The sequence below is a fragment of the Serratia sp. ME47 genome, from assembly GCF_903970925.1.
In the GTDB taxonomy this organism is placed as follows: Bacteria; Pseudomonadota; Gammaproteobacteria; order Enterobacterales; family Enterobacteriaceae; genus Serratia; species Serratia ureilytica.
In genome coordinates, this window is record NZ_CAJCKE010000005.1 from 128,179 (window position 1) to 146,522 (window position 18,344).

Below are 18,344 nucleotides of genomic sequence, written 5' to 3' on the forward strand. Positions count from 1 at the left end.
CGATTATTCTCGCCGCCCGGATCGCATCCTAAAAGAGAAAATGATCATGAGTAAGTCCAACAATAAAATGGGGGTCGTGCAATTAACGATCCTGACCGCCGTGAATATGATGGGTTCCGGCATAATTATGCTGCCGACCAAGCTGGCCGAAGTGGGCACGATTTCGATCGTTTCCTGGCTGGTGACCGCCGTCGGCTCGATGGCGCTGGCCTACGCGTTCGCCAAATGCGGCATGTTCAGCCGTAAATCCGGCGGCATGGGCGGCTACGCCGAATACGCCTTCGGTAAATCAGGCAACTTCATGGCGAACTACACCTACGGCGTTTCGCTGCTGATCGCCAATATCGCCATCGCCATTTCCGCCGTCGGTTACGGCACCGAGCTGTTCGACACCACGCTCAGCCCGCTCGGTATCTGTATCGCCACCATCGGCGTGCTGTGGCTGGCGACCGTCGCTAACTTCGGCGGCGCGCGCATCACCGGCAAAATCAGCGGCATCACCGTCTGGGGCGTGATCATTCCGGTGGTGGGCATCTCGGTCATCGGCTGGTACTGGTTCAGCGGCAGCGCCTACGTCGCCGCCTGGAACCCGCATCAGGTGCCGACCTTCGAAGCCATTGGCGCCTCGATCTCAATGACCCTGTGGGCGTTCCTGGGGCTGGAATCCGCTTGCGCCAACACCGACGTGGTGGAAAATCCGGAGCGCAACGTGCCGATCGCCGTACTGGGCGGCACACTCAGCGCGGCGGTGATCTATATCGTTTCGACCAACGTGATCGCCGGCATCGTGCCGAACATGGATCTGGCCAACTCCACCGCCCCGTTCGGGCTGGCGTTCTCCCACATGTTCAATCCGACGGTCGGCAAGATCATCATGGCGTTGATGGTGATGTCCTGCGTCGGCTCGCTGCTCGGCTGGCAGTTCACCATCGCCCAGGTATTCAAATCCTCCGCCGACAGTGGCTTCTTCCCGAAAATCTTCTCCAAGCTGAGCAAGGCCGACGCGCCGGTTAAAGGCATGCTGACCATCGTCGTCATCCAGAGCGGTTTGTCTCTGATGACCATCAGCCCGTCGCTGAACAAGCAGTTCAACGTGCTGGTGAACCTGGCGGTGGTGACCAACATCATCCCTTACATCCTGTCGATGGCGGCGCTGGTCATTATTCAGAAAGTGGCGAAGGTGCCGGACAACAAGGCGCGCATCGCCAATATCATCGCCGGCATCGGCGCGCTGTACAGCTTCTATGCGCTTTACAGCTCCGGTGAGGAAGCGATGATGTGGGGCGCCATCGCCACCTTCCTCGGCTGGACGCTGTACGGCATCGTCTCGCCGCGCTTCGAGCTGGCGGGAAAAAAGGGGTAAAGCGGTAAGGCTCCGGCGGCCGGGGATGGGATTGTGACGGCGAACATGCCATCATACGCCGACCCTGGCCACCGAAACGGCGTACGATGACCGACACTACCCCCACTCCCTGGCACCTCTACATGCTGCGTTTACCGAGCGGCATGCTGTATACCGGCATCACCACCGACGTGGCGCGCCGCCTGGCGCAACATCAGGCCGGCAAAGGCGCCAAGGCGCTGCGCGGTAAAGGGGAGCTGACGCTGGCGTTTCACTGCCAGGTGGGGGATCGCTCAACGGCGCTGAAGCTGGAATACCGCGTCAAACAGCTGAGCAAAATACAAAAAGAGCGGCTGGTGAATCACCCGCCGCTGTCGTTGGCGTATCTATTGCCGGTCGTTAAAAGCGATTAAACGGCGCCGAAAAAACCACTTCGCCGCTGACGCCATTCAGGGCGTCTTGCGCCAGCGAATACACCTGAAACGCGCTTTCCGTGTCCGGCCAGCGACAATTCAGGCCATAGGCGGCGGCCGGTTTGAAACCGAAGCGGCCGTAATAGGCCGGATCGCCCAGCACCACCACCGCGGCGTAGCTGAATTCGTTCAGCGAATCCAACCCCTCGTACACCAGCTTTTCAGCCAGCCCCTGACGGCGCAGGCTTTCATCTACCGCCAGCGGCGCCAGCGCCACCCATTGGCGATCTTCGCCGGCCACATCCACCGGGCTGAACGCGGCATAACCCACTACGCCGCCTTCGTCGTCAGTGGCGACCACGCCCAGCGTCAGCAGGCCGTCTTCGCGCAGCTGCTGCACCAGGTCGGCTTCATCGTCGCGGCCAAAGGCGCGGCGCAGCAAGGCATCGATACCCGCCGCGTCTACCGGTATCTCTACGCGGATCAGCATGATGCCGCCACACGGGAAGCCGACGCCGTGCCCTCCTGCAGCCCTGCTTCGACAAAATCAGCCAACTGCAACAGCCCCATACGCAGCGGCGCAGGCATGCTTTCCAGCTCAATGGCGTCCATCAAATTTTTCACATACAGGCCCAATTCGGTATCCCCTTCAATCTGCAGCCGACGCTGAAAGAACAGCGTATCCGGATCTTGCTTACGCGCCGCGATCAGGATCAGATCGTTGGCGTCGCCGCTGAAGCTGACGTCCGCTTCGGCGTGCTGGCTGACCACCAGTTTGTCGTTTTCTACCGTCATAAACCATTGTAGCGCCAGATCGCGAACTTCGATCTTTAACCAGCGCGATTCGAGAAATTCCAGATCGCCATCCGCCAACGCCTGGCGGAACTGCCAGCTCAGCACCTGTTGCAGCAGTTGGCGCTGCAGAGCGAACGGCGTGAATTTCAGCGGGATGCGCAGCAGCGACGGCCCCTGGCGCACAAGACGTGCTCGTAGTTGTTCCAACACGGTCATCCACTCCTTTTAATACGGACTACCGCTATTTTGCCACACTGACGCGCGGCTTCAGCGGTCTATATCAACAAATAGTGCATTTCACCGCCATGTTTATCAATACGCCATAAGCTGCCTCAAATCAAAACCCGTGCGCGCCCCTTTGCCTAAAATGGCCTCCCCGATTCGTGTTTGCCGGCGGAACACCGTCGTCGGCAACCTTTAAAGACAGCGTGCGCCCGGCCGGGCGTACGGCTAAGCCAGGATAAATCTATGGAGCTGCTTTGTCCCGCCGGCAACCTGCCGGCCCTGAAGGCCGCGGTGGATAACGGCGCCGATGCCGTTTACATCGGGCTGAAAGACGATACCAACGCGCGCCACTTCGCCGGCCTCAACTTCACCGAGAAAAAGCTGCAGGAAGCGGTCGATTACGTGCATCGCCACGGCCGCAAACTGCATATCGCCATCAACACCTTCGCCCATCCCGACGGCTACGCCCGCTGGCAGCGTGCGGTGGATATGGCCGCCCAACTGGGCGCCGACGCGTTGATTCTGGCGGATCTGGCGATGCTGGAATACGCCGCCCAGCGCTACCCGCAGCTGGAGCGCCACGTTTCGGTGCAGGCTTCCGCCACCAATGAGGAGGCGATCCGTTTCTACCAACGCAACTTCGAGGTCGGCCGGGTGGTGCTGCCGCGGGTGCTGTCGATGCACCAGGTGAAACAGCTGGCGCGTACCAGCCCGGTGCCGCTGGAAGTGTTCGCTTTCGGCAGCCTATGCATCATGGCCGAGGGGCGCTGCTACCTCTCCTCCTACCTGACCGGCGAGTCGCCGAACACCGTCGGCGCCTGTTCGCCGGCGCGATTCGTGCGCTGGCAGCAAACCGCACAGGGCATGGAGTCGCGCCTGAACGACGTGCTGATCGACCGCTATCAGGACCACGAAAACGCCGGTTACCCGACGCTGTGCAAGGGCCGCTATCTGGTGGACGACGTGCGCTACCACGCGCTGGAAGAGCCCACCAGCCTCAATACCCTGGAGCTGCTGCCGGAGCTGCTGGCCGCCAACATCGCTTCGGTGAAGATCGAAGGCCGCCAGCGCAGCCCGGCTTACGTCAGCCAGGTGGCGCGCGTCTGGCGCCAGGCGATCGACCGTTGCCAGGCCGATCCAGCCGCCTATCGCGCCGACGCCGCCTGGATGGAGACGCTGGGCGCGATGTCCGAAGGCACCCAAACCACGTTGGGCGCCTATCACCGCAAATGGCAGTAGCCGGAGGAAACATGAAATACGCACTCGGGCCGGTACTCTACTACTGGCCGAAAAACGACATCGCAACGTTCTATCAACAGGCGGCGGACAGCAGCGCCGACATCATTTACCTCGGCGAGAGCGTCTGCACCAAGCGGCGCGAGATGAAGGTCGGTGACTGGCTGGCGCTGGCGCGCGAAATCGCCCGCAGCGGTAAACAGGTGGTGATCTCCACGCTGGCGCTGCTGCAGGCGCCGTCCGAACTGAATGAGCTGAAACGCTATGTGGAAAACGGCGAGTTCCTGTTTGAAGCCAACGATCTGGGCGCGGTGAACATGGCGGCGGAGCGCGGCCTGCCGTTCGTCACCGGCCATGCGCTGAACTGCTACAACGCCTATACCCTGCGCCTGCTGCGCCGCCAGGGCATGATCCGCTGGTGCATGCCGGTCGAGCTGTCGCGCGACTGGCTGGCCAATCTGCTGACGCAGTGCGATGAGCTGGGCTTCCGCCACGACTTCGAGGTGGAGGTGCTGAGCTACGGCCACCTGCCGCTGGCCTATTCGGCGCGCTGCTTCACCGCCCGCTCGGAAAACCGCGGCAAGGACGAGTGCGAAACCTGCTGCATCAAGTACCCGCAGGGCCGCATGATGCGTTCGCAGGAACAACAGCAGGTGTTCGTACTCAACGGCATCCAGACAATGAGCGGTTACTGCTATAACCTCGGCAACGAGCTGCCGAACATGCAGGGGCTGGTGGACATCGTGCGGCTGTCGCCGCAGGGCGCCGAGACGCTGGCGCAGATCGATGCCTTCCGCGCCAACGAGCGCGGCGAGCAGCCGCTGGCCTTGACCGACCACGCCGACTGCAACGGCTACTGGCGCCGCGTGGCCGGGTTGGCGTTGGTGGGGTGATGGAGGCCGGCGCCGGGCTTTCCCTCGCCTGAGGGGCCTTTCAACGCCATTATTCGGCTGGCCGCCCGCGAGGAGAATGCGCCCGAAACCACACATCGGGCGCATTCAGCCAGAACAACGGCAGGCGATTACCCTTTCAACGCAATTCGCTTTAATGACTGCCACAGGCGTTCTTTATCGCCAACTTTCAGGTGGGTTTGTTCCAGGGATTTCATAAAAACAAACCTGTCATTAAAGCGCTCGCCTTTCTTCAATTTATTGCTGACGCTGGTCAAAATCTGGGTATTCAGCCGGCTGATTTTCGCTCTCACACTGTCCAGCGATTCAGGCTGCCAGCCGTTTTCCGGCGCCGAAAGCCAGTCTGCCCGGTAGCGATACTGAATCGCTTTGGCCGCATCCATTTGCGCCTGTATAAAAGGAGCCACCGACTTGCCATCCAATCCCAATGCTTCCGCCTCGCGGACTGAGTTGGCCAATACGTTGGCCTCCTGAGGCAAATCCTCAATGGCCAGATGGTTGTTTGCCTTATACCCGGCAACGTCTTTCATGTAAGACAATCGCTGGTTAATCAATGAGGCGGTCTCGTCGGTTTGAATAGGCTTTGCCACCGCCGTGATAGAGAAAAATAATCCAGCCAAAAGCAGCAACCCTCTCGTCACTTTAAAATCCATTTAACCTCTCCTGTCACAGCCCTGTTGGCAGTGGTTTTTGGCTCGCAACGAAATTCGCTATGCGTGCATAATCTTTTGCCACCGCCGGATGTTTGCGCCCGGGAAGAAACTCGAAGCTGCAGCGCTCGCCGTCTTTCACTAACTGCGACGCCAGATTCCTGACCTTCAACCTTGGGTTATCCCCTATGCGCTGGAAGATCTCTTTCTCAAGATCGGTACTGTCCGGCTCCGCCCGCTCCTCGCGGCTGCCTAAGAGCAGCGATAACCAATCAATGCTTGCGGCAAGCTTAACGTCGCCTTCGGGCAGCACTGCGCCATTCGCCCACCAGAGCGCGGGACTGGCGGCAACATAGCGCTGAAAAGCCGTTTGATGATGAAACGCCACGTATAAGGTGAAATGCCCGCCAAACGAATGCCCCGCCAGCGTTTGCATTTGCTTATTGACCTTAAAACGACATTCGACCCACGGTTTGACGACATCCTGAATAAATCGATAAAATTGCTCCGCTCCGCCCCCGTCTTTAAAGCGCTCGCTGCCATCGCTCACAGTATAGTCGAATGTGCGAGCCGCCTTAATATCGACCCCCTCCTGATAACCGATTCCAATATAAAGCACAGGGGATACATCATCACCGTGATAACCCGCCTTAATTAGGGTCTCAAAGTGTCTGTTGGCATCTAAAAAATACAACGGATTTAATTCGTTGCACCCAACATGCCGTTTATCGCATGCCAGGAAGACCTTATATTTTTGTCCATGATATTCAAACAGAACCGTTTGAACGCTTAACTTACCCGTCATACATCATGCTCCTTCATATTTATTACATAACGGCACCTATCTGAAACATCCCGTTTACAGACCAATCTCATGACTATGAGCGAGCAATCCATTTAATTACCCTACAATTAATGATTTCCGCACGCTAAGATCGTAAATCCCGAGGAGTTCATCACACACATCAACAATTAAGAAAATCTAATCATTTTGAGCGAAATAGAAATATAACAATTAAAATTGGATAAGCAATGTTCTATCCCGGCAAATATCACTTTTGGCTAAATAGTCGAAGGGTTATTTTTTAGGGATGATAAGGTTGAAAGAATTAGGAATAGCCTTATCAAAAAGAGAACATAACACTGCAACACAAACAGGCGTGATTGAAGGCGTGCGTGATTGTCGGCGGGCCAGACCGAATTTCAAGAAGGGGTTGCTGCGTGCCGTTAGCGAGGAGAGTTTATGCGCGGCCGAAACCCGATTGCCGGGTTGTGGTCGCTTTGCGTTATCCCCGCCGGCCGCGGGAATAACGCAATAACCCATTGGATTAATTATCTTTTGACGTCACCGGGAAAGGCATCAATGCCTCCCCTTACGCCCGCCGCTTCCTGAACATCCCGCGCAGCGCCACGCTGTTGCGCAAGAAGGCCACGCCGAAGCCCAGCAGGGTGTAGACCACGCCGAGTATCAGCATCATCACCACGTCGCCCCACACTTCATTCAGCGACAGCCCCATCTGGTTGACGCCGGCGATCGCCTTGGTGCCCCAGGTGGAGGGAATGCTGTACGAGATGGCGCGCACCCAGGCCGGCATCGACTGCAGCGGCCAGATGGTGCCGGACAGGTAGAAGACCGGCGTCGTGATGAACGCCAGCGTCAGGTAGATCATCTCGACGCTGCGCAGGCACTCGGTCACCAGCTTGCCCAGCCCCAATACCGCCAGCAGGAACGGGAAGGTCAGCAGCAGCAGTTCGGCGATGTTCGCCGTCTGCCTATAGCCCAATACCCACGGCCACAGCACGAACAGCACGATCGACAGGAACAGCCAGATCGGCAGCAGCGCCGTCAGCCCGCCGAGGTGCGCCGCCAGCGGCGCTTTGCCGCCGGGCATGCTCTTCATGGCGATATTGACGCGGATACAGGCGATCAGCAACGAGTGCTGCAACAGCATCACCAACAGCCCGGGGAAGATGATCGCCGCAAAGCTGATGCCGGGGTTGAACACGTCCAGCGTTTGTCCCAGTATCGGCGTCAGCAGTATCTGCGCCTGCCGTTCGCTGAAGCCGCTGCGCAGCAGCAGCCCGTTGTTGTACTCCGTCAGCAGTTGCTGATAGGCCGCCACCACGTCTTGTTGGATCTGGCCGTTAGCCAGGCGGTTGGTGGCGTCGCCGTAGACCGGCACCACGATGTTCTGCCCGCTGAGGATCTTCTTCTCCAGATCCACCGGCATGATGATCACCGCAAACAGCTTGCGCCAGCTGAGATCGCGCTGCGCCTGTTCCAGGCTGTCGTAGGTTTCAATCGCTATCTTGGACGTGGCGTCCAGCTGGCGGATCAGCTGCCGGCTGGCGGTGCTGTGATCCTGATCGACCACCCCCACCGGCAGATCCCAGACCGTGCGGTTGGCGTACACCAGGCTCATGATGCACAGCGACAGGATCAGCATCAGCCACACCGGCCGCTCCAGCATGCCGAGCAGCACCTTAACGAAGGTTTGCCAATAGAGCTTCATCCGGCGTCCCCCTCTTTTGCCAGCCTGGCCGGCAGGCGATTGCGCACCAGCAGCGCGGCCACCAGCGGATAGACCGCCAGCAGCGCGCACACGCTGAAAATGGCGCTGGCGTGCACCTGCCGCAGGAACACGTCAAACATCGCGTACAGCGCGTGGGTCAGCGGTTCGATGTTGGAAATGATGTGCGCCGGCAGCGGCATCGACAGCTCAGGCACCGCCATGCCGGAGAAGGTCATCGCGATACTGACCAAAATACCGATCAGGCTGTACGCGGTGATGGTACTGCCGGTAAAGGTGTACAGCAGCAGGCCGATGCTCTGCGCCGCCATCACGTAGAACAGGCCGATCATCAGCATAAACAGAGGATTGCCGCTGACGCGGGCGTCAAAGATGCCCACCAGCGCCGCGATCTCGACCATCAGCAGGGTGGTGAAACACAGCGTGTACGGCGCCAGCTTGCCGAGTAGCGCCAGGCTGAACGGCTTGGCCTGCAGCAGCGACTTGCTGCGCGCCAGCACGTAGATCATGCAGGTCACCGCGAACAGCTGCAGCAGATGGATGGTGGCGGCGAACTGCTGGTAATAGATATAGCTGCCGCTGGCGTTGAACAGGCTGCCGTAGGAGAGCGTCACGTCCGCCAACGGCGGCAGCGTTTTGCCCATCTCGGTGGCGATGATGCTGCGGGTGCTGGCGTTGATTTCGTTCATCAGGCCGCCAAAGTCCTGGGTGGAGTACAGCCCGGCGCCGTAGAACAACGCATTGTAGTACATCACCACGCTCGGCTGTTTGCCCGACAGCGCGTTGGCCTCAAGATCCGGCGGGATATACAGCAACGCGTAATCTTGCGCGCTGCGCAGGCGGCTCAGCGACTCCGGCAACCCGCCGCCGTAAGCCTCGACGTGGGCGTGCGAACCGGCGTCCAGCCGACGCGTCAGCGATTTGGACAGCGGGCTGTGATCGCTGTCCACCACCGAGACCGGCAGATCGAGCAGCGTGCCTTCGGAGAAGTTGCTGCTGATCAGCGCAAACAGGATCAGCGGAAAGATCCAGCTCAACCAGTGCACCACCGGGCTGCGAAAAGCGACGCGACACTCTTTGTCGAACGCGTGACTGAAGCAGCGCCAGCCGGCCCTTACTCTTTCCATTGCCATAAGGTGCTCATCCCCGGACGCAGGCCGTCCACCGGCTGTGACGGATACAGGCGCACTTCGAAGGTTTTCAGGTCGAAGTCGCCGGTGGCGCGGGTGGCGCGTTTGGTGGCGTAATCCCCCAGCGGCGCAATGTAGCGCACCTCGGTGTCGATCATTTTGTCCTTCAGCGCCGGCACCCGCAGCTTGACCTTGTCGCCTTTGCGCACGTGGGCCAGGATGTCTTCACGCAGGTTAAACACGAAGTAGGCGTCCGGCACCCGGATCAACGTCACCAGCGGGCTGCCGGCGTTCAGCAATTCGCCCACTTCGGCCGGGATCGGCCCCACTTCGCCGTCTACCGGCGCTTTCACCTGCAGATCGTCGCTCTGCGCCTGGATCTGCAGCAGGTTCTCTTCCGCCGCCCGCAGCGCCGCCGCATATTGCTGCCGCTGCTCGACGCGGTCGCCGTTGATGCCTTCATCCAGATTGGCCTTGGCGGCCTGCACCTGTTGGAAGGCGGTGTCGCGCGACCGGCGCGAAGCGTCCAGCTCGGACTTCGAGATATAGCCCTTGCCGGCCACGCTCAGGTTCCGGTTGTAGTCGTTTTGCGCATTGCGATACTGCGCCTCGGCCTGCGCCAGGTTGGCGCGCAGGTTGCGGATGCTCTCTTCACGGGTGCCGTGCAGCGACAGCTCGAGCTGCGCCTTGGCCTCGTCGCGCGTCGCCTGTGCGGAACGCAGTTGCGCCATCAGTTCGGGGCTATCGAGTTGAATGATCAGCTGGCCGCTTTTCACGTCGTCGCCGCGTTCGATCAGGCGTTCAACGACCCGGCCTTTCGCTTTGGATGCGACGATCACTTCGGGGGCATCCACTTCACCCTGCAGCAACAGATCCTGATTGTGCGCGCGGAACAGGATCGCCAATGCGATCGCCGCCAACATCAGCAACAGGGTAAACAGCGTCTTTTTTTTCATTATGTCAGCTCCCGGAACGGTAAGCGGCGGGCGGGGATAATTATTTCCATGTCTCAAATTGCTCCAAAAAACACCATTGCACTCATGAGGATATCACAAGCACATATCTCCTCTTTTATAACTATAAATTGGATTATGCTTTTAACACTAAAAAGCATCTTTTTTTCGGCCTTTTAGTATGCAGACTCCTGCAATCGCCCTTTAAGCGATCCACTCTCTGATGGACGATGTCATGACTGAACACACTGCCGTACCGCTTTCGGTACTGGATTTATCGCCAATCCCGCAAGGGGCCAAGGCGCGCGACGCTTTCCACTGTTCGCTGGATTTGGCGCAGCACGCCGAACGCTGGGGCTACCAGCGCTACTGGCTGGCCGAGCACCACAACATGACCGGCATCGGCAGCGCCGCCACCTCGGTGCTGCTGGGCTATCTGGCCGCCGGCACCCAGAGCATTCGCCTCGGCTCCGGCGGCGTGATGCTGCCGAACCATGCGCCGCTGGTGATCGCCGAACAATTCGGCACGCTGGAGTCGCTCTACCCGGGGCGCATCGATTTGGGGTTGGGCCGCGCGCCCGGCACCGATCAGCGCACCATGATGGCGCTGCGCCGCCACCTGTCCGGCGACGTGGATACCTTCCCGCGCGACGTGCAGGAACTGCAAAACTACTTCTGCGATGCGCAGCCCGGGCAACCGGTGCAGGCGGTGCCGGGCCAGGGGCTGCACGTGCCGCTCTGGCTGCTCGGTTCCAGCCTCTACAGCGCGCAGCTGGCGGCGCAGCTCGGCCTGCCGTTCGCCTTCGCTTCGCACTTCGCCCCGGATATGCTGTTCCAGGCGCTGCAGCTGTACCGCGAGAACTTCAAACCGTCCAAACAGCTGGCGCAGCCGCACGCCATGGTGTGCGTCAACGTGATCGCCGCCGACAGCGACCGCGATGCGCGCTTCCTGTTCAGCTCGATGCAGCAGCAGTTCATCAATCTGCGTCGCGGTTCGCCCGGCCCGCTGCCGCCGCCGGTGGATAACATTCACGCGTTGTGGACCGCCGGCGAGCAATACGGCGTCGAGCAGGCGCTGCGGATGTCGATCGTCGGCGATGAAAAAACGGTGCGCCACGGGCTGCAAACGCTGCTGCGTGAAACCGATGCCGACGAGATCATGGTAAACGGCCAGATTTTCGATCATCAGGCGCGGCTGCGTTCGTTCGAGATCGTCGCCGGCGTGAAGGGCGACATCGTGAAGGGCTAAAAAGCGAAGAGGCGGTGGGATCCCCACCGCCTTGGCGTTAACGCTGGATCAGGTAGCGAATGGTCGGCCCGTCCTGCTGGATATCCAGCACCTTGTAGCCGTGGTTGCGCGCATCGAGTGGGATGTTGTTGATCGACTGCGGGCAATCGCTGATCACCTCCAGGATCTCCCCCGGCTTCAGCTGCGGCATCGCCTCCAGCGTCGCCACCGCCGGGTATGGGCAAGGCTCGCCCAGCATGTCCAGCCGGTAGTCCGGCACTATCGTCGTTGCTTTCATGGCATGCTCCTCAAATTCACCACCTGCGCCTCAGGCCGGGCGCGGAAAAAGCGTTTCTCCCACCACAGCATGGCGGCGAAGGCCAGCGCCAGCAGCAGGTAAGTCACCAGCAGGCCGCCGATCGGGCCGAAGGTATCGAGCAGGTTGATCTTGTCGTAGTCGGTTGCCAGCGCCGGCGCCAAGTCATCCCAGTAATAGGCCAGCAGCGTAGCGCCGATGATGTTGCCCAACCCCACCCACCAGTAGTGCACCTGCCCTTCCACGGCGCGGTACATCCAACCGGTCTCGCAGCCGCCGGCCAGCACGATGCCGAAGCCGAACAGCAAACCGCCCAGCACCGCATTCGGGCCGGCCCACATGATCTTCGGCGCCACGCCGAGCTGCACGTAGCTGAAGATGCCGATGGCGCTCACCGCCATGCCGATGATGATGGCTTTCGCCATGTGAGTGCGGCCGGTGATCCACAGATCGCGGAACGCCGAAGTGAAGCAGATCTGCGCGCGCTCGATCAGCAGGCCAAAGCCGATGCCGAACAGCATGGCGATGCCGAGCTTCGGCGCATCGAACAGTGTCCACAGCGACCAGGCCACCGCCAGGCCGAAGACGGCCATGCCCAGCCGGAAGCGGCGGCGCGCCTGCTCAGGCTTCTGCGTCAGCGGCGCGGCGGCCTTCACCTTTTGCAATTTGACCGGGATGCGGAACATCGGCAGCAGCGTGAATTTGGCGCCGAAGTAAGAACCGGCGGCGGTCGCCAGCGCGAAAAACCAGGCATGCAACGAGAACTGAGGAATGCCGGTGAAGAATGCCGCCAGGTTGCACCCCATCGCCAGGCGCGCGCCGAAACCGGCGATGATGCCGCCCAGCAGCGCCTGGACGATGCGAATGCGATGCTGCGGTTGACGCAGCTTGATGTTGTTGGCCCACAACGCGGCGGCGATGCAGCCGGCGAACATGCCGATGATCATGCGCCCGTCGATGCGCTCCAGCGGCGTGCCCTGCAAACCGATCACCTTGAAATAGCCCCACTGCTCAGGGTGCAGACCGAACCACTGCAGCACATGGCCGCCCCAGCGCGTGAATTCGCCGGTCACCGCCCAGAAGGTGCCGGTCATGCCGAAGTAGTAGGTAGAGAGGATCCCGGCGGCGATCACCGCCGGCAGCGGCGCCCAAAAGCGCACCAGGTATTGAGATTTGAACTGCTGCCAACTCATGGCATCTCCCGTGCATATCATCCGTAAGAAAAAACCTTATGAATGATACGCCATTCAGGGGCGTTTGACGGCAATTTTCAGGCATAAAAAAACCAGCCCACAGGCTGGTTTTTCAGAGCGCTCACCGCGAACGGTGAATCGGCGATTACGCGTCGCCGAAACGACGACGTGGTGCCGCCGGGGCGCCGTCATCACGGCGTGGCGCCGGCTTGCCGTCACGGTTGTAGTTACCGCCACGACGCTCGCCGCCGTTACCGCCTTCACGACGTTCGCCGAAGGAACGACGTGGGCCGCCTTCGCGACGTTCGCCGTTGAACGGACGACCGTTGCCGCGACGCTCGCCACCGTTGCCACCGTCACGACGCTCGCGACGTTCGAACGGCTGTGCATCGCCCAGCAGCTGCATGTTCATCGGCTTGTTCAGGATGCGAGTGCGAGTGAAGTGATTCAGGATCTCGCCCGGCATGCCTTTTGGCAGCTCGATGGTGGAGTGGGAAGCGAACAGCTTGATGTTGCCGATGTAACGGCTGCTGATGTCGCCTTCGTTAGCGATAGCGCCAACGATATGACGGACTTCTACGCCATCGTCACGGCCCACTTCGATGCGGTACAGCTGCATTTCGCCAACGTCACGACGTTCGCGACGCGGACGATCGCCGTCACGGCTGTCGCGGCTGTCACGACGGTCGCCGCGGCGATCGTCACGGTCGTTGAACTCACGACGCTGACGCGGCTTGAAGACCGGATCCGGTGGCAGGATCAGCGGACGCTCGCCCTGAGCCATTTTCAGCAGCGCTGCGGCCAGGGTTTCCATATCCAGCTCTTCTTCCGGCTGCAGTTTGGTCAGCAGCGCGCGGTACAGATCCAGATCGCTGCTTTCCAGCTGCTGCTGAACTTTCGCGGCGAACTTGGCCAGACGACGCTCGCCCAGCAGTTCTGCGTTCGGCAGCTCCACTTCCGGGATGGTCAGCTTCATGGTGCGTTCGATGTTGCGCAGCAGGCGGCGTTCGCGGTTTTCCACGAACAGCAGCGCGCGGCCGGCGCGGCCCGCACGACCGGTACGGCCGATACGGTGAACGTAAGACTCGGAGTCCATCGGGATGTCATAGTTGACAACCAGGCTGATGCGCTCAACGTCCAGACCACGGGCCGCAACGTCGGTGGCGATCAGGATATCCAGACGACCGTCTTTCAGGCGCTCCAGGGTCTGCTCACGCAGCGCCTGGTTCATGTCGCCGTTCAGCGCGGCGCTGCTGTAACCGCTGCGCTCCAGCGCTTCGGCCACTTCCAGGGTCGCGTTCTTGGTACGAACGAAGATGATCGCCGCGTCAAAGTCTTCGGCTTCCAGGAAACGCACCAGCGCTTCGTTTTTACGCATGCCGTAAACCGACCAGTAGCTCTGGCTGATGTCCGGACGGGTGGTGACGCTGGACTGGATGCGCACTTCCTGCGGCTCTTTCATGAAGCGGCGGGTGATGCGACGGATCGCTTCCGGCATGGTGGCGGAGAACAGCGCGGTCTGATGTTCAGCCGGGATCTCAGCCATGATGGTTTCTACGTCTTCGATAAAGCCCATGCGCAGCATTTCGTCGGCTTCATCCAGCACCAGACCGCTCAGGTTGGAGAGGTTCAGGGTGCCGCGCTTCAGGTGGTCCAGCAGGCGGCCTGGGGTACCCACAACGATTTGCGGGCCCTGGCGCAGAGCGCGCAGCTGCACGTCGTAACGCTGGCCGCCGTACAGGGCTACCACGTTAACGCCGTTCATGTGTTTGGAGAAATCGGTCATCGCTTCGGCAACCTGAACCGCCAGTTCGCGGGTCGGTGCCAGCACCAGGATCTGAGGTGCTTTCAGGTCTGCCTGCAGGTTGTGCAGCAGCGGCAGCGAGAACGCTGCAGTTTTACCACTACCGGTCTGTGCCATGCCCAGCACGTCGCGGCCGTTCAACAGGTGAGGAATACACTCAGCCTGGATCGGAGATGGTTTTTCATAGCCCAGATCGTTCAGGGCGGAAATGATTGGAGCAGACAGCCCCAGATCAGCAAAAGAGGTTTCAAACTCAGTCGTCATGTACACGTGCCTCATTAATAATGGCAGCCAGTCTACATAACTCGTCGAGAAAATTTTCAGTCATTTTCATTGAAAAGTGTGAACCGGCTCAAATTAGATTATAAAACGAACAAAAAAGCCCTCGCCCGTTAAGGCGATAACTTTGGTTAAAAACCAATGTTCATCAGGCTGATAGGTGTTCGTCAGCTATTGCTGGTCCGATTCCGATAGGTCGTCTTGCTCTTGGCCCAAAAGCGCCAATTCCAACAATGCATAGCGGTGCTCAACGAAGTTGTGAACGTTGTTAGACACCGTCAGTTTGAACAGCGCCGAAGCGGTGTCCTTGTCCCCCAGACTCAGGTAGTGTTTACCCAAATAGAAGTCAGTTTCACTGAGATGCTCAGCGAGCGAAGTGTTATCCGTTGCATCTGCCTTGAGGCGTTCCATCAGCGTTTTTTCGCTGATCTTGCCCAGGTAGAATTCGACAATATTCCATCCCCATTGCCCTCTGTCCGCTTTGTCATAGCGCTGCTGAAGCGCTACCTCGGCCTTCTTGGGATCGATTTCTCGCTCCACCAGATACAGCCATAACGAACGGAAGGGATCGTTTGGGTCGTCTTGATAAAACGCCTGCAGATCATCCTGCGCCAACGGGAAGCGGCCGCCATAATACAGTGCGATGCCCCGGTTTAAACGCGCGTAATTGTAAGTTGGATCAAGCTCTAGTACAGAATCAAACGCTTCATAGGCAGCATCAAAATTGCCTGCCTGCGTTAAGTAAATGCCCAGGTAGTTGAAAACTTCCGGCATGTCGGGACGTATCGCCAGCGCCTGCGAGAAATCATTGCGCGCTAATGCACGTAACCCGAGGCTATCATACAGCACACCGCGCTCATATAAAAGCTGTGCGCGTTCGTCATCCGTCAGTGCCCGGCTGGCAAGAATTTGTTCCATGCGCGCCAGGATCACTTCCTGCTGCAACGTAGGCTGCAACGGGATTGCCAAAACTTCGTCTTTACGCCAATCATGGTTGCTGCATCCTGCCAGCATGAGTGCTGTCGCAACGTAACACCAGCGCAAGAAAGGCTTCATTTCCCACTCCCGAAGACAAACATTGGATGAACGTCCTGTCCTCCGTTTGCTAAAACGCGGGCATCCTACCCGCGCGATACGAACAGCTCCCAACCCCGTGGCGGGGAGCTGTAAAACTATCTATACAGTTATTCTGCTTCAGGCGCAGGTGAACCTGCTTCCGGCGCCATCGCTTCTTTGATGCTCAGACGCACGCGGCCCTGACGGTCAACTTCCAGTACCTTAACCGGCACTTCCTGACCCATCTGCAGATAGTCGGTCACTTTCTCAACGCGCTTGTCGGCGATCTGAGAAATGTGCACCAGGCCTTCTTTACCACCGCCGATAGCGACGAATGCGCCGAAATCAACGATACGGGTCACTTTACCCTGGTAGATACGGCCCACTTCGATCTCTGCCGTGATCTCTTCGATGCGACGGATAGCGAATTTCGCTTTCTCACCGTCGGTCGCAGCGATTTTAACTGTACCATCATCTTCAATTTCGATGGTAGTGCCAGTCTCTTCGGTCAGCGCGCGGATAACGGAACCGCCCTTACCGATCACGTCTTTGATTTTATCCGGGTTGATGCGGATAGTATGAATACGCGGTGCGAATTCGGAGATATCGCCGCGCGGGGTGCTGATAGCCTGTTCCATTACGCCCAGGATGTGCAGACGCGCGCCCTTGGCCTGGTTCAGAGCCACCTGCATGATTTCGCGGGTGATGCCTTCGATTTTGATGTCCATCTGCAGCGCGGTGATACCGTCGCGGCTACCGGCCACTTTGAAGTCCATGTCGCCCAGGTGATCTTCGTCACCCAGAATGTCGGACAGAACCACATAGTTGTCGGCTTCTTTCACCAGGCCCATCGCGATACCCGCAACGGCAGCCTTGATTGGCACACCGGCGTCCATCAGCGCCAGAGACGCGCCGCACACGGAAGCCATGGAAGAAGAACCGTTGGATTCGGTGATTTCAGACACCACGCGAACCGTGTACGGGAAATCTTCCGGTTTAGGCATCATAGCCAATACGCCGCGTTTCGCCAGGCGACCGTGACCGATTTCACGACGCTTAGGAGAACCGACCATGCCGGTTTCGCCTACGGAGTACGGAGGGAAGTTGTAGTGGAACAGGAAGCTGTCGGTCTTCTCGCCCATCAGCTCGTCCAGGTTCTGTGCGTCGCGCGCGGTGCCCAGGGTCGCGGTAACCAGCGCCTGAGTTTCGCCACGGGTGAACAGCGCGGAACCGTGGGTGCGCGGCAGTACGCCGGTGCGCACGTCCAGGCCACGGATCATGTCTTTTTCACGGCCGTCGATACGCGGCTCGCCACGCAGTACGCGGCTGCGCACCACGTTCTTCTCGACGGTGCCCAGGATGTCCTGGATTTCGCCGGCGTCCAGCGTCTCGTCCTGCGCCAGCAGGGTTTCAACCACGCTGTCTTTGATCGCGTCAACCTGGGCGTAACGCTCTTGTTTTTCGGTAATGTGGTAAGCGTCGCCCAGGCGAGCTTCGGCCAGTTCAGCCACGCGCGCGTGCAGCGCTTCGTTGACCGCAGGCGCCTGCCAATCCCACTTCGGCTTGCCGGCTTCGGCAACCAGCGCGTTGATGTTTTCGATAACCACTTGCTGCTGGTCGTGACCGAACACCACGGCGCCCAGCATCTGATCTTCGCTCAGCACGTCAGCTTCGGATTCCACCATCAGCACCGCGCCGGCGGTACCGGCAACCACCAGATCCAGACGGCTTTCTTTCAGCTCGTCGGTCGTCGGGTTCAGTACGTACTGATCGTTGATGTAACCTACGCGCGCGGCGCCGATTGGGCCGTTGAACGGAATACCGGACAGGCTCAGGGCGGCAGAGGCACCGATCATCGCAACGATGTCCGGGTTCACCTGCGGGTTAACGGAAACCACGGTCGCGATCACCTGAACTTCGTTCAGGAAGCTGTCCGGGAACAGTGGACGGATCGGGCGGTCGATCAGACGGGAAGTCAGGGTCTCGCCTTCGCTCGGACGGCCTTCGCGACGGAAGAAGCTGCCCGGGATACGGCCGGCGGCGTAGGTACGCTCTTGGTAGTTAACGGTCAGCGGGAAGAAGCTCTGGCCCGGCTTGGCTTTTTTCTGGCCAACGACGGTAACGAATACGGCGGTGTCATCCATGCTCACCATAACGGCGGCGGTGGCCTGACGCGCCATCATACCGGTTTCGATGGTGACGGTATGCTGGCCATACTGGAATTTGCGAATGATCGGTGTCAGCAAAATTATATCCTTGATTAACGGCGCGCAATCGCATTG

18 protein-coding genes are annotated in these 18,344 nt (G+C 59.5%); 5 read left to right on the forward strand and 13 right to left on the reverse strand.

Annotated elements, in window-relative coordinates; genetic code table 11:
- Positions 1-46 precede the first annotated feature (46 nt).
- Both potE and H7A77_RS07795 read left to right on the forward strand, forming a co-directional pair.
- Positions 47-1,363: a putrescine-ornithine antiporter gene (gene potE, locus H7A77_RS07790; RefSeq protein WP_033648789.1), complete on the forward strand. Its 1,317-nt coding sequence runs from the start codon at positions 47-49 to the stop codon at positions 1,361-1,363.
- Positions 1,364-1,449: 86 nt separating this feature from the next.
- Entirely contained in the window at positions 1,450-1,755 is a 306-nt protein-coding gene (locus tag H7A77_RS07795) for a GIY-YIG nuclease family protein (RefSeq protein WP_025305084.1), read from the forward strand.
- Here the strand turns inward: H7A77_RS07795 and H7A77_RS07800 are convergent.
- Positions 1,742-2,245 carry a GNAT family N-acetyltransferase gene (locus tag H7A77_RS07800; protein WP_042783541.1) on the reverse strand — a complete coding sequence of 168 codons (504 nt, stop codon included), beginning with the start codon at positions 2,243-2,245 and terminating at the stop codon, positions 1,742-1,744. The genes H7A77_RS07795 and H7A77_RS07800 overlap by 14 nt on opposite strands.
- Complete coding sequence (locus tag H7A77_RS07805) at positions 2,239-2,766, reverse strand: SCP2 domain-containing protein (protein ID WP_169539846.1); 528 nt, start codon at positions 2,764-2,766, stop codon at positions 2,239-2,241. Before H7A77_RS07805 ends, H7A77_RS07800 begins: the two co-directional genes overlap by 7 nt.
- Positions 2,767-3,018: 252 nt before the next feature.
- Here H7A77_RS07805 and H7A77_RS07810 point away from each other — a divergent pair, with 252 nt between their 5' ends.
- Together H7A77_RS07810 and H7A77_RS07815 are read left to right on the forward strand one after the other, a co-directional pair.
- On the forward strand, positions 3,019-4,014 hold the full coding sequence (locus tag H7A77_RS07810; protein WP_033641666.1) for a peptidase U32 family protein: 996 nt from the start codon (positions 3,019-3,021) through the stop codon (positions 4,012-4,014).
- Positions 4,015-4,025: 11 nt separating this feature from the next.
- Entirely contained in the window at positions 4,026-4,904 is an 879-nt protein-coding gene (locus tag H7A77_RS07815) for a U32 family peptidase (RefSeq protein ID WP_182074023.1), read from the forward strand.
- 128 nt (positions 4,905-5,032) lie between these two features.
- Here H7A77_RS07815 and H7A77_RS07820 read toward each other — a convergent pair whose 3' ends face one another.
- The 5 genes from H7A77_RS07820 to H7A77_RS07840 all read right to left on the reverse strand — a co-directional run bounded on the left by H7A77_RS07820 (position 5,033) and on the right by H7A77_RS07840 (position 10,189).
- A complete protein-coding gene (locus H7A77_RS07820; protein ID WP_033641664.1) occupies positions 5,033-5,575 on the reverse strand; it encodes a chorismate mutase in 543 nt (180 codons plus the stop codon).
- 13 nt (positions 5,576-5,588) lie between these two features.
- A complete protein-coding gene (locus H7A77_RS07825; protein WP_047025094.1) occupies positions 5,589-6,377 on the reverse strand; it encodes an alpha/beta hydrolase in 789 nt (262 codons plus the stop codon).
- Positions 6,378-6,945: 568 nt separating this feature from the next.
- The gene (locus H7A77_RS07830; RefSeq protein WP_016929316.1) at positions 6,946-8,085 is read right to left on the reverse strand and encodes an ABC transporter permease; all 1,140 of its coding nucleotides are present in this window, start codon (positions 8,083-8,085) and stop codon (positions 6,946-6,948) included.
- On the reverse strand, positions 8,082-9,236 hold the full coding sequence (locus H7A77_RS07835; RefSeq protein ID WP_182074024.1) for an ABC transporter permease: 1,155 nt from the start codon (positions 9,234-9,236) through the stop codon (positions 8,082-8,084). The genes H7A77_RS07830 and H7A77_RS07835 overlap by 4 nt, the downstream gene beginning before the upstream one ends.
- Entirely contained in the window at positions 9,218-10,189 is a 972-nt protein-coding gene (locus H7A77_RS07840) for an HlyD family secretion protein (RefSeq protein WP_033638900.1), read from the reverse strand. Before H7A77_RS07840 ends, H7A77_RS07835 begins: the two co-directional genes overlap by 19 nt.
- A 232-nt stretch (positions 10,190-10,421) precedes the next feature.
- Here H7A77_RS07840 and H7A77_RS07845 point away from each other — a divergent pair, with 232 nt between their 5' ends.
- Positions 10,422-11,435 (forward strand): LLM class flavin-dependent oxidoreductase, encoded by a 1,014-nt coding sequence (locus H7A77_RS07845; RefSeq protein WP_033633542.1) that lies wholly within the window; start codon positions 10,422-10,424, stop codon positions 11,433-11,435.
- 37 nt (positions 11,436-11,472) lie between these two features.
- Here the strand turns inward: H7A77_RS07845 and yedF are convergent, their stop codons facing one another.
- From yedF to pnp, 6 genes are all read right to left on the reverse strand, one after another.
- Positions 11,473-11,712 (reverse strand): sulfurtransferase-like selenium metabolism protein YedF, encoded by a 240-nt coding sequence (gene yedF, locus H7A77_RS07850; RefSeq protein ID WP_033641662.1) that lies wholly within the window; start codon positions 11,710-11,712, stop codon positions 11,473-11,475.
- Positions 11,709-12,923: a selenium metabolism membrane protein YedE/FdhT gene (yedE, locus tag H7A77_RS07855; RefSeq protein ID WP_016929320.1), complete on the reverse strand. Its 1,215-nt coding sequence runs from the start codon at positions 12,921-12,923 to the stop codon at positions 11,709-11,711. Before yedE ends, yedF begins: the two co-directional genes overlap by 4 nt.
- A gap of 145 nt (positions 12,924-13,068) precedes the next feature.
- Positions 13,069-14,991: a DEAD/DEAH family ATP-dependent RNA helicase gene (locus tag H7A77_RS07860; protein WP_033641661.1), complete on the reverse strand. Its 1,923-nt coding sequence runs from the start codon at positions 14,989-14,991 to the stop codon at positions 13,069-13,071.
- A complete protein-coding gene (gene yrbN / locus H7A77_RS25725; protein WP_099032700.1) occupies positions 14,981-15,061 on the reverse strand; it encodes a protein YrbN in 81 nt (26 codons plus the stop codon). Before yrbN ends, H7A77_RS07860 begins: the two co-directional genes overlap by 11 nt.
- 116 nt (positions 15,062-15,177) lie before the next feature.
- Positions 15,178-16,062 (reverse strand): lipoprotein NlpI, encoded by an 885-nt coding sequence (nlpI, locus tag H7A77_RS07870; RefSeq protein ID WP_004933495.1) that lies wholly within the window; start codon positions 16,060-16,062, stop codon positions 15,178-15,180.
- A gap of 128 nt (positions 16,063-16,190) precedes the next feature.
- The gene (pnp, locus tag H7A77_RS07875; RefSeq protein ID WP_016929321.1) at positions 16,191-18,308 is read right to left on the reverse strand and encodes a polyribonucleotide nucleotidyltransferase; all 2,118 of its coding nucleotides are present in this window, start codon (positions 18,306-18,308) and stop codon (positions 16,191-16,193) included.
- Between the last annotated feature and the right edge of the window lie 36 nt (positions 18,309-18,344).

Bases quoted from the DNA above. Each gene is read 5' to 3' on its own strand.
- potE (WP_033648789.1), top strand. From the start codon at position 47: ATGAGTAAGTCCAACAATAAAATGGGGGTCGTGCAATTAACGATCCTG.
- H7A77_RS07795 (WP_025305084.1), top strand. From the start codon at position 1,450: ATGACCGACACTACCCCCACTCCCTGGCACCTCTACATGCTGCGTTTA.
- H7A77_RS07800 (WP_042783541.1), bottom strand. From the start codon at position 2,245: ATGCTGATCCGCGTAGAGATACCGGTAGACGCGGCGGGTATCGATGCC.
- H7A77_RS07805 (WP_169539846.1), bottom strand. From the start codon at position 2,766: ATGACCGTGTTGGAACAACTACGAGCACGTCTTGTGCGCCAGGGGCCG.
- H7A77_RS07810 (WP_033641666.1), top strand. From the start codon at position 3,019: ATGGAGCTGCTTTGTCCCGCCGGCAACCTGCCGGCCCTGAAGGCCGCG.
- H7A77_RS07815 (WP_182074023.1), top strand. From the start codon at position 4,026: ATGAAATACGCACTCGGGCCGGTACTCTACTACTGGCCGAAAAACGAC.
- H7A77_RS07820 (WP_033641664.1), bottom strand. From the start codon at position 5,575: ATGGATTTTAAAGTGACGAGAGGGTTGCTGCTTTTGGCTGGATTATTT.
- H7A77_RS07825 (WP_047025094.1), bottom strand. From the start codon at position 6,377: ATGACGGGTAAGTTAAGCGTTCAAACGGTTCTGTTTGAATATCATGGA.
- H7A77_RS07830 (WP_016929316.1), bottom strand. From the start codon at position 8,085: ATGAAGCTCTATTGGCAAACCTTCGTTAAGGTGCTGCTCGGCATGCTG.
- H7A77_RS07835 (WP_182074024.1), bottom strand. From the start codon at position 9,236: ATGGCAATGGAAAGAGTAAGGGCCGGCTGGCGCTGCTTCAGTCACGCG.
- H7A77_RS07840 (WP_033638900.1), bottom strand. From the start codon at position 10,189: ATGAAAAAAAAGACGCTGTTTACCCTGTTGCTGATGTTGGCGGCGATC.
- H7A77_RS07845 (WP_033633542.1), top strand. From the start codon at position 10,422: ATGACTGAACACACTGCCGTACCGCTTTCGGTACTGGATTTATCGCCA.
- yedF (WP_033641662.1), bottom strand. From the start codon at position 11,712: ATGAAAGCAACGACGATAGTGCCGGACTACCGGCTGGACATGCTGGGC.
- yedE (WP_016929320.1), bottom strand. From the start codon at position 12,923: ATGAGTTGGCAGCAGTTCAAATCTCAATACCTGGTGCGCTTTTGGGCG.
- H7A77_RS07860 (WP_033641661.1), bottom strand. From the start codon at position 14,991: ATGACGACTGAGTTTGAAACCTCTTTTGCTGATCTGGGGCTGTCTGCT.
- yrbN (WP_099032700.1), bottom strand. From the start codon at position 15,061: ATGAAAATGACTGAAAATTTTCTCGACGAGTTATGTAGACTGGCTGCC.
- nlpI (WP_004933495.1), bottom strand. From the start codon at position 16,062: ATGAAGCCTTTCTTGCGCTGGTGTTACGTTGCGACAGCACTCATGCTG.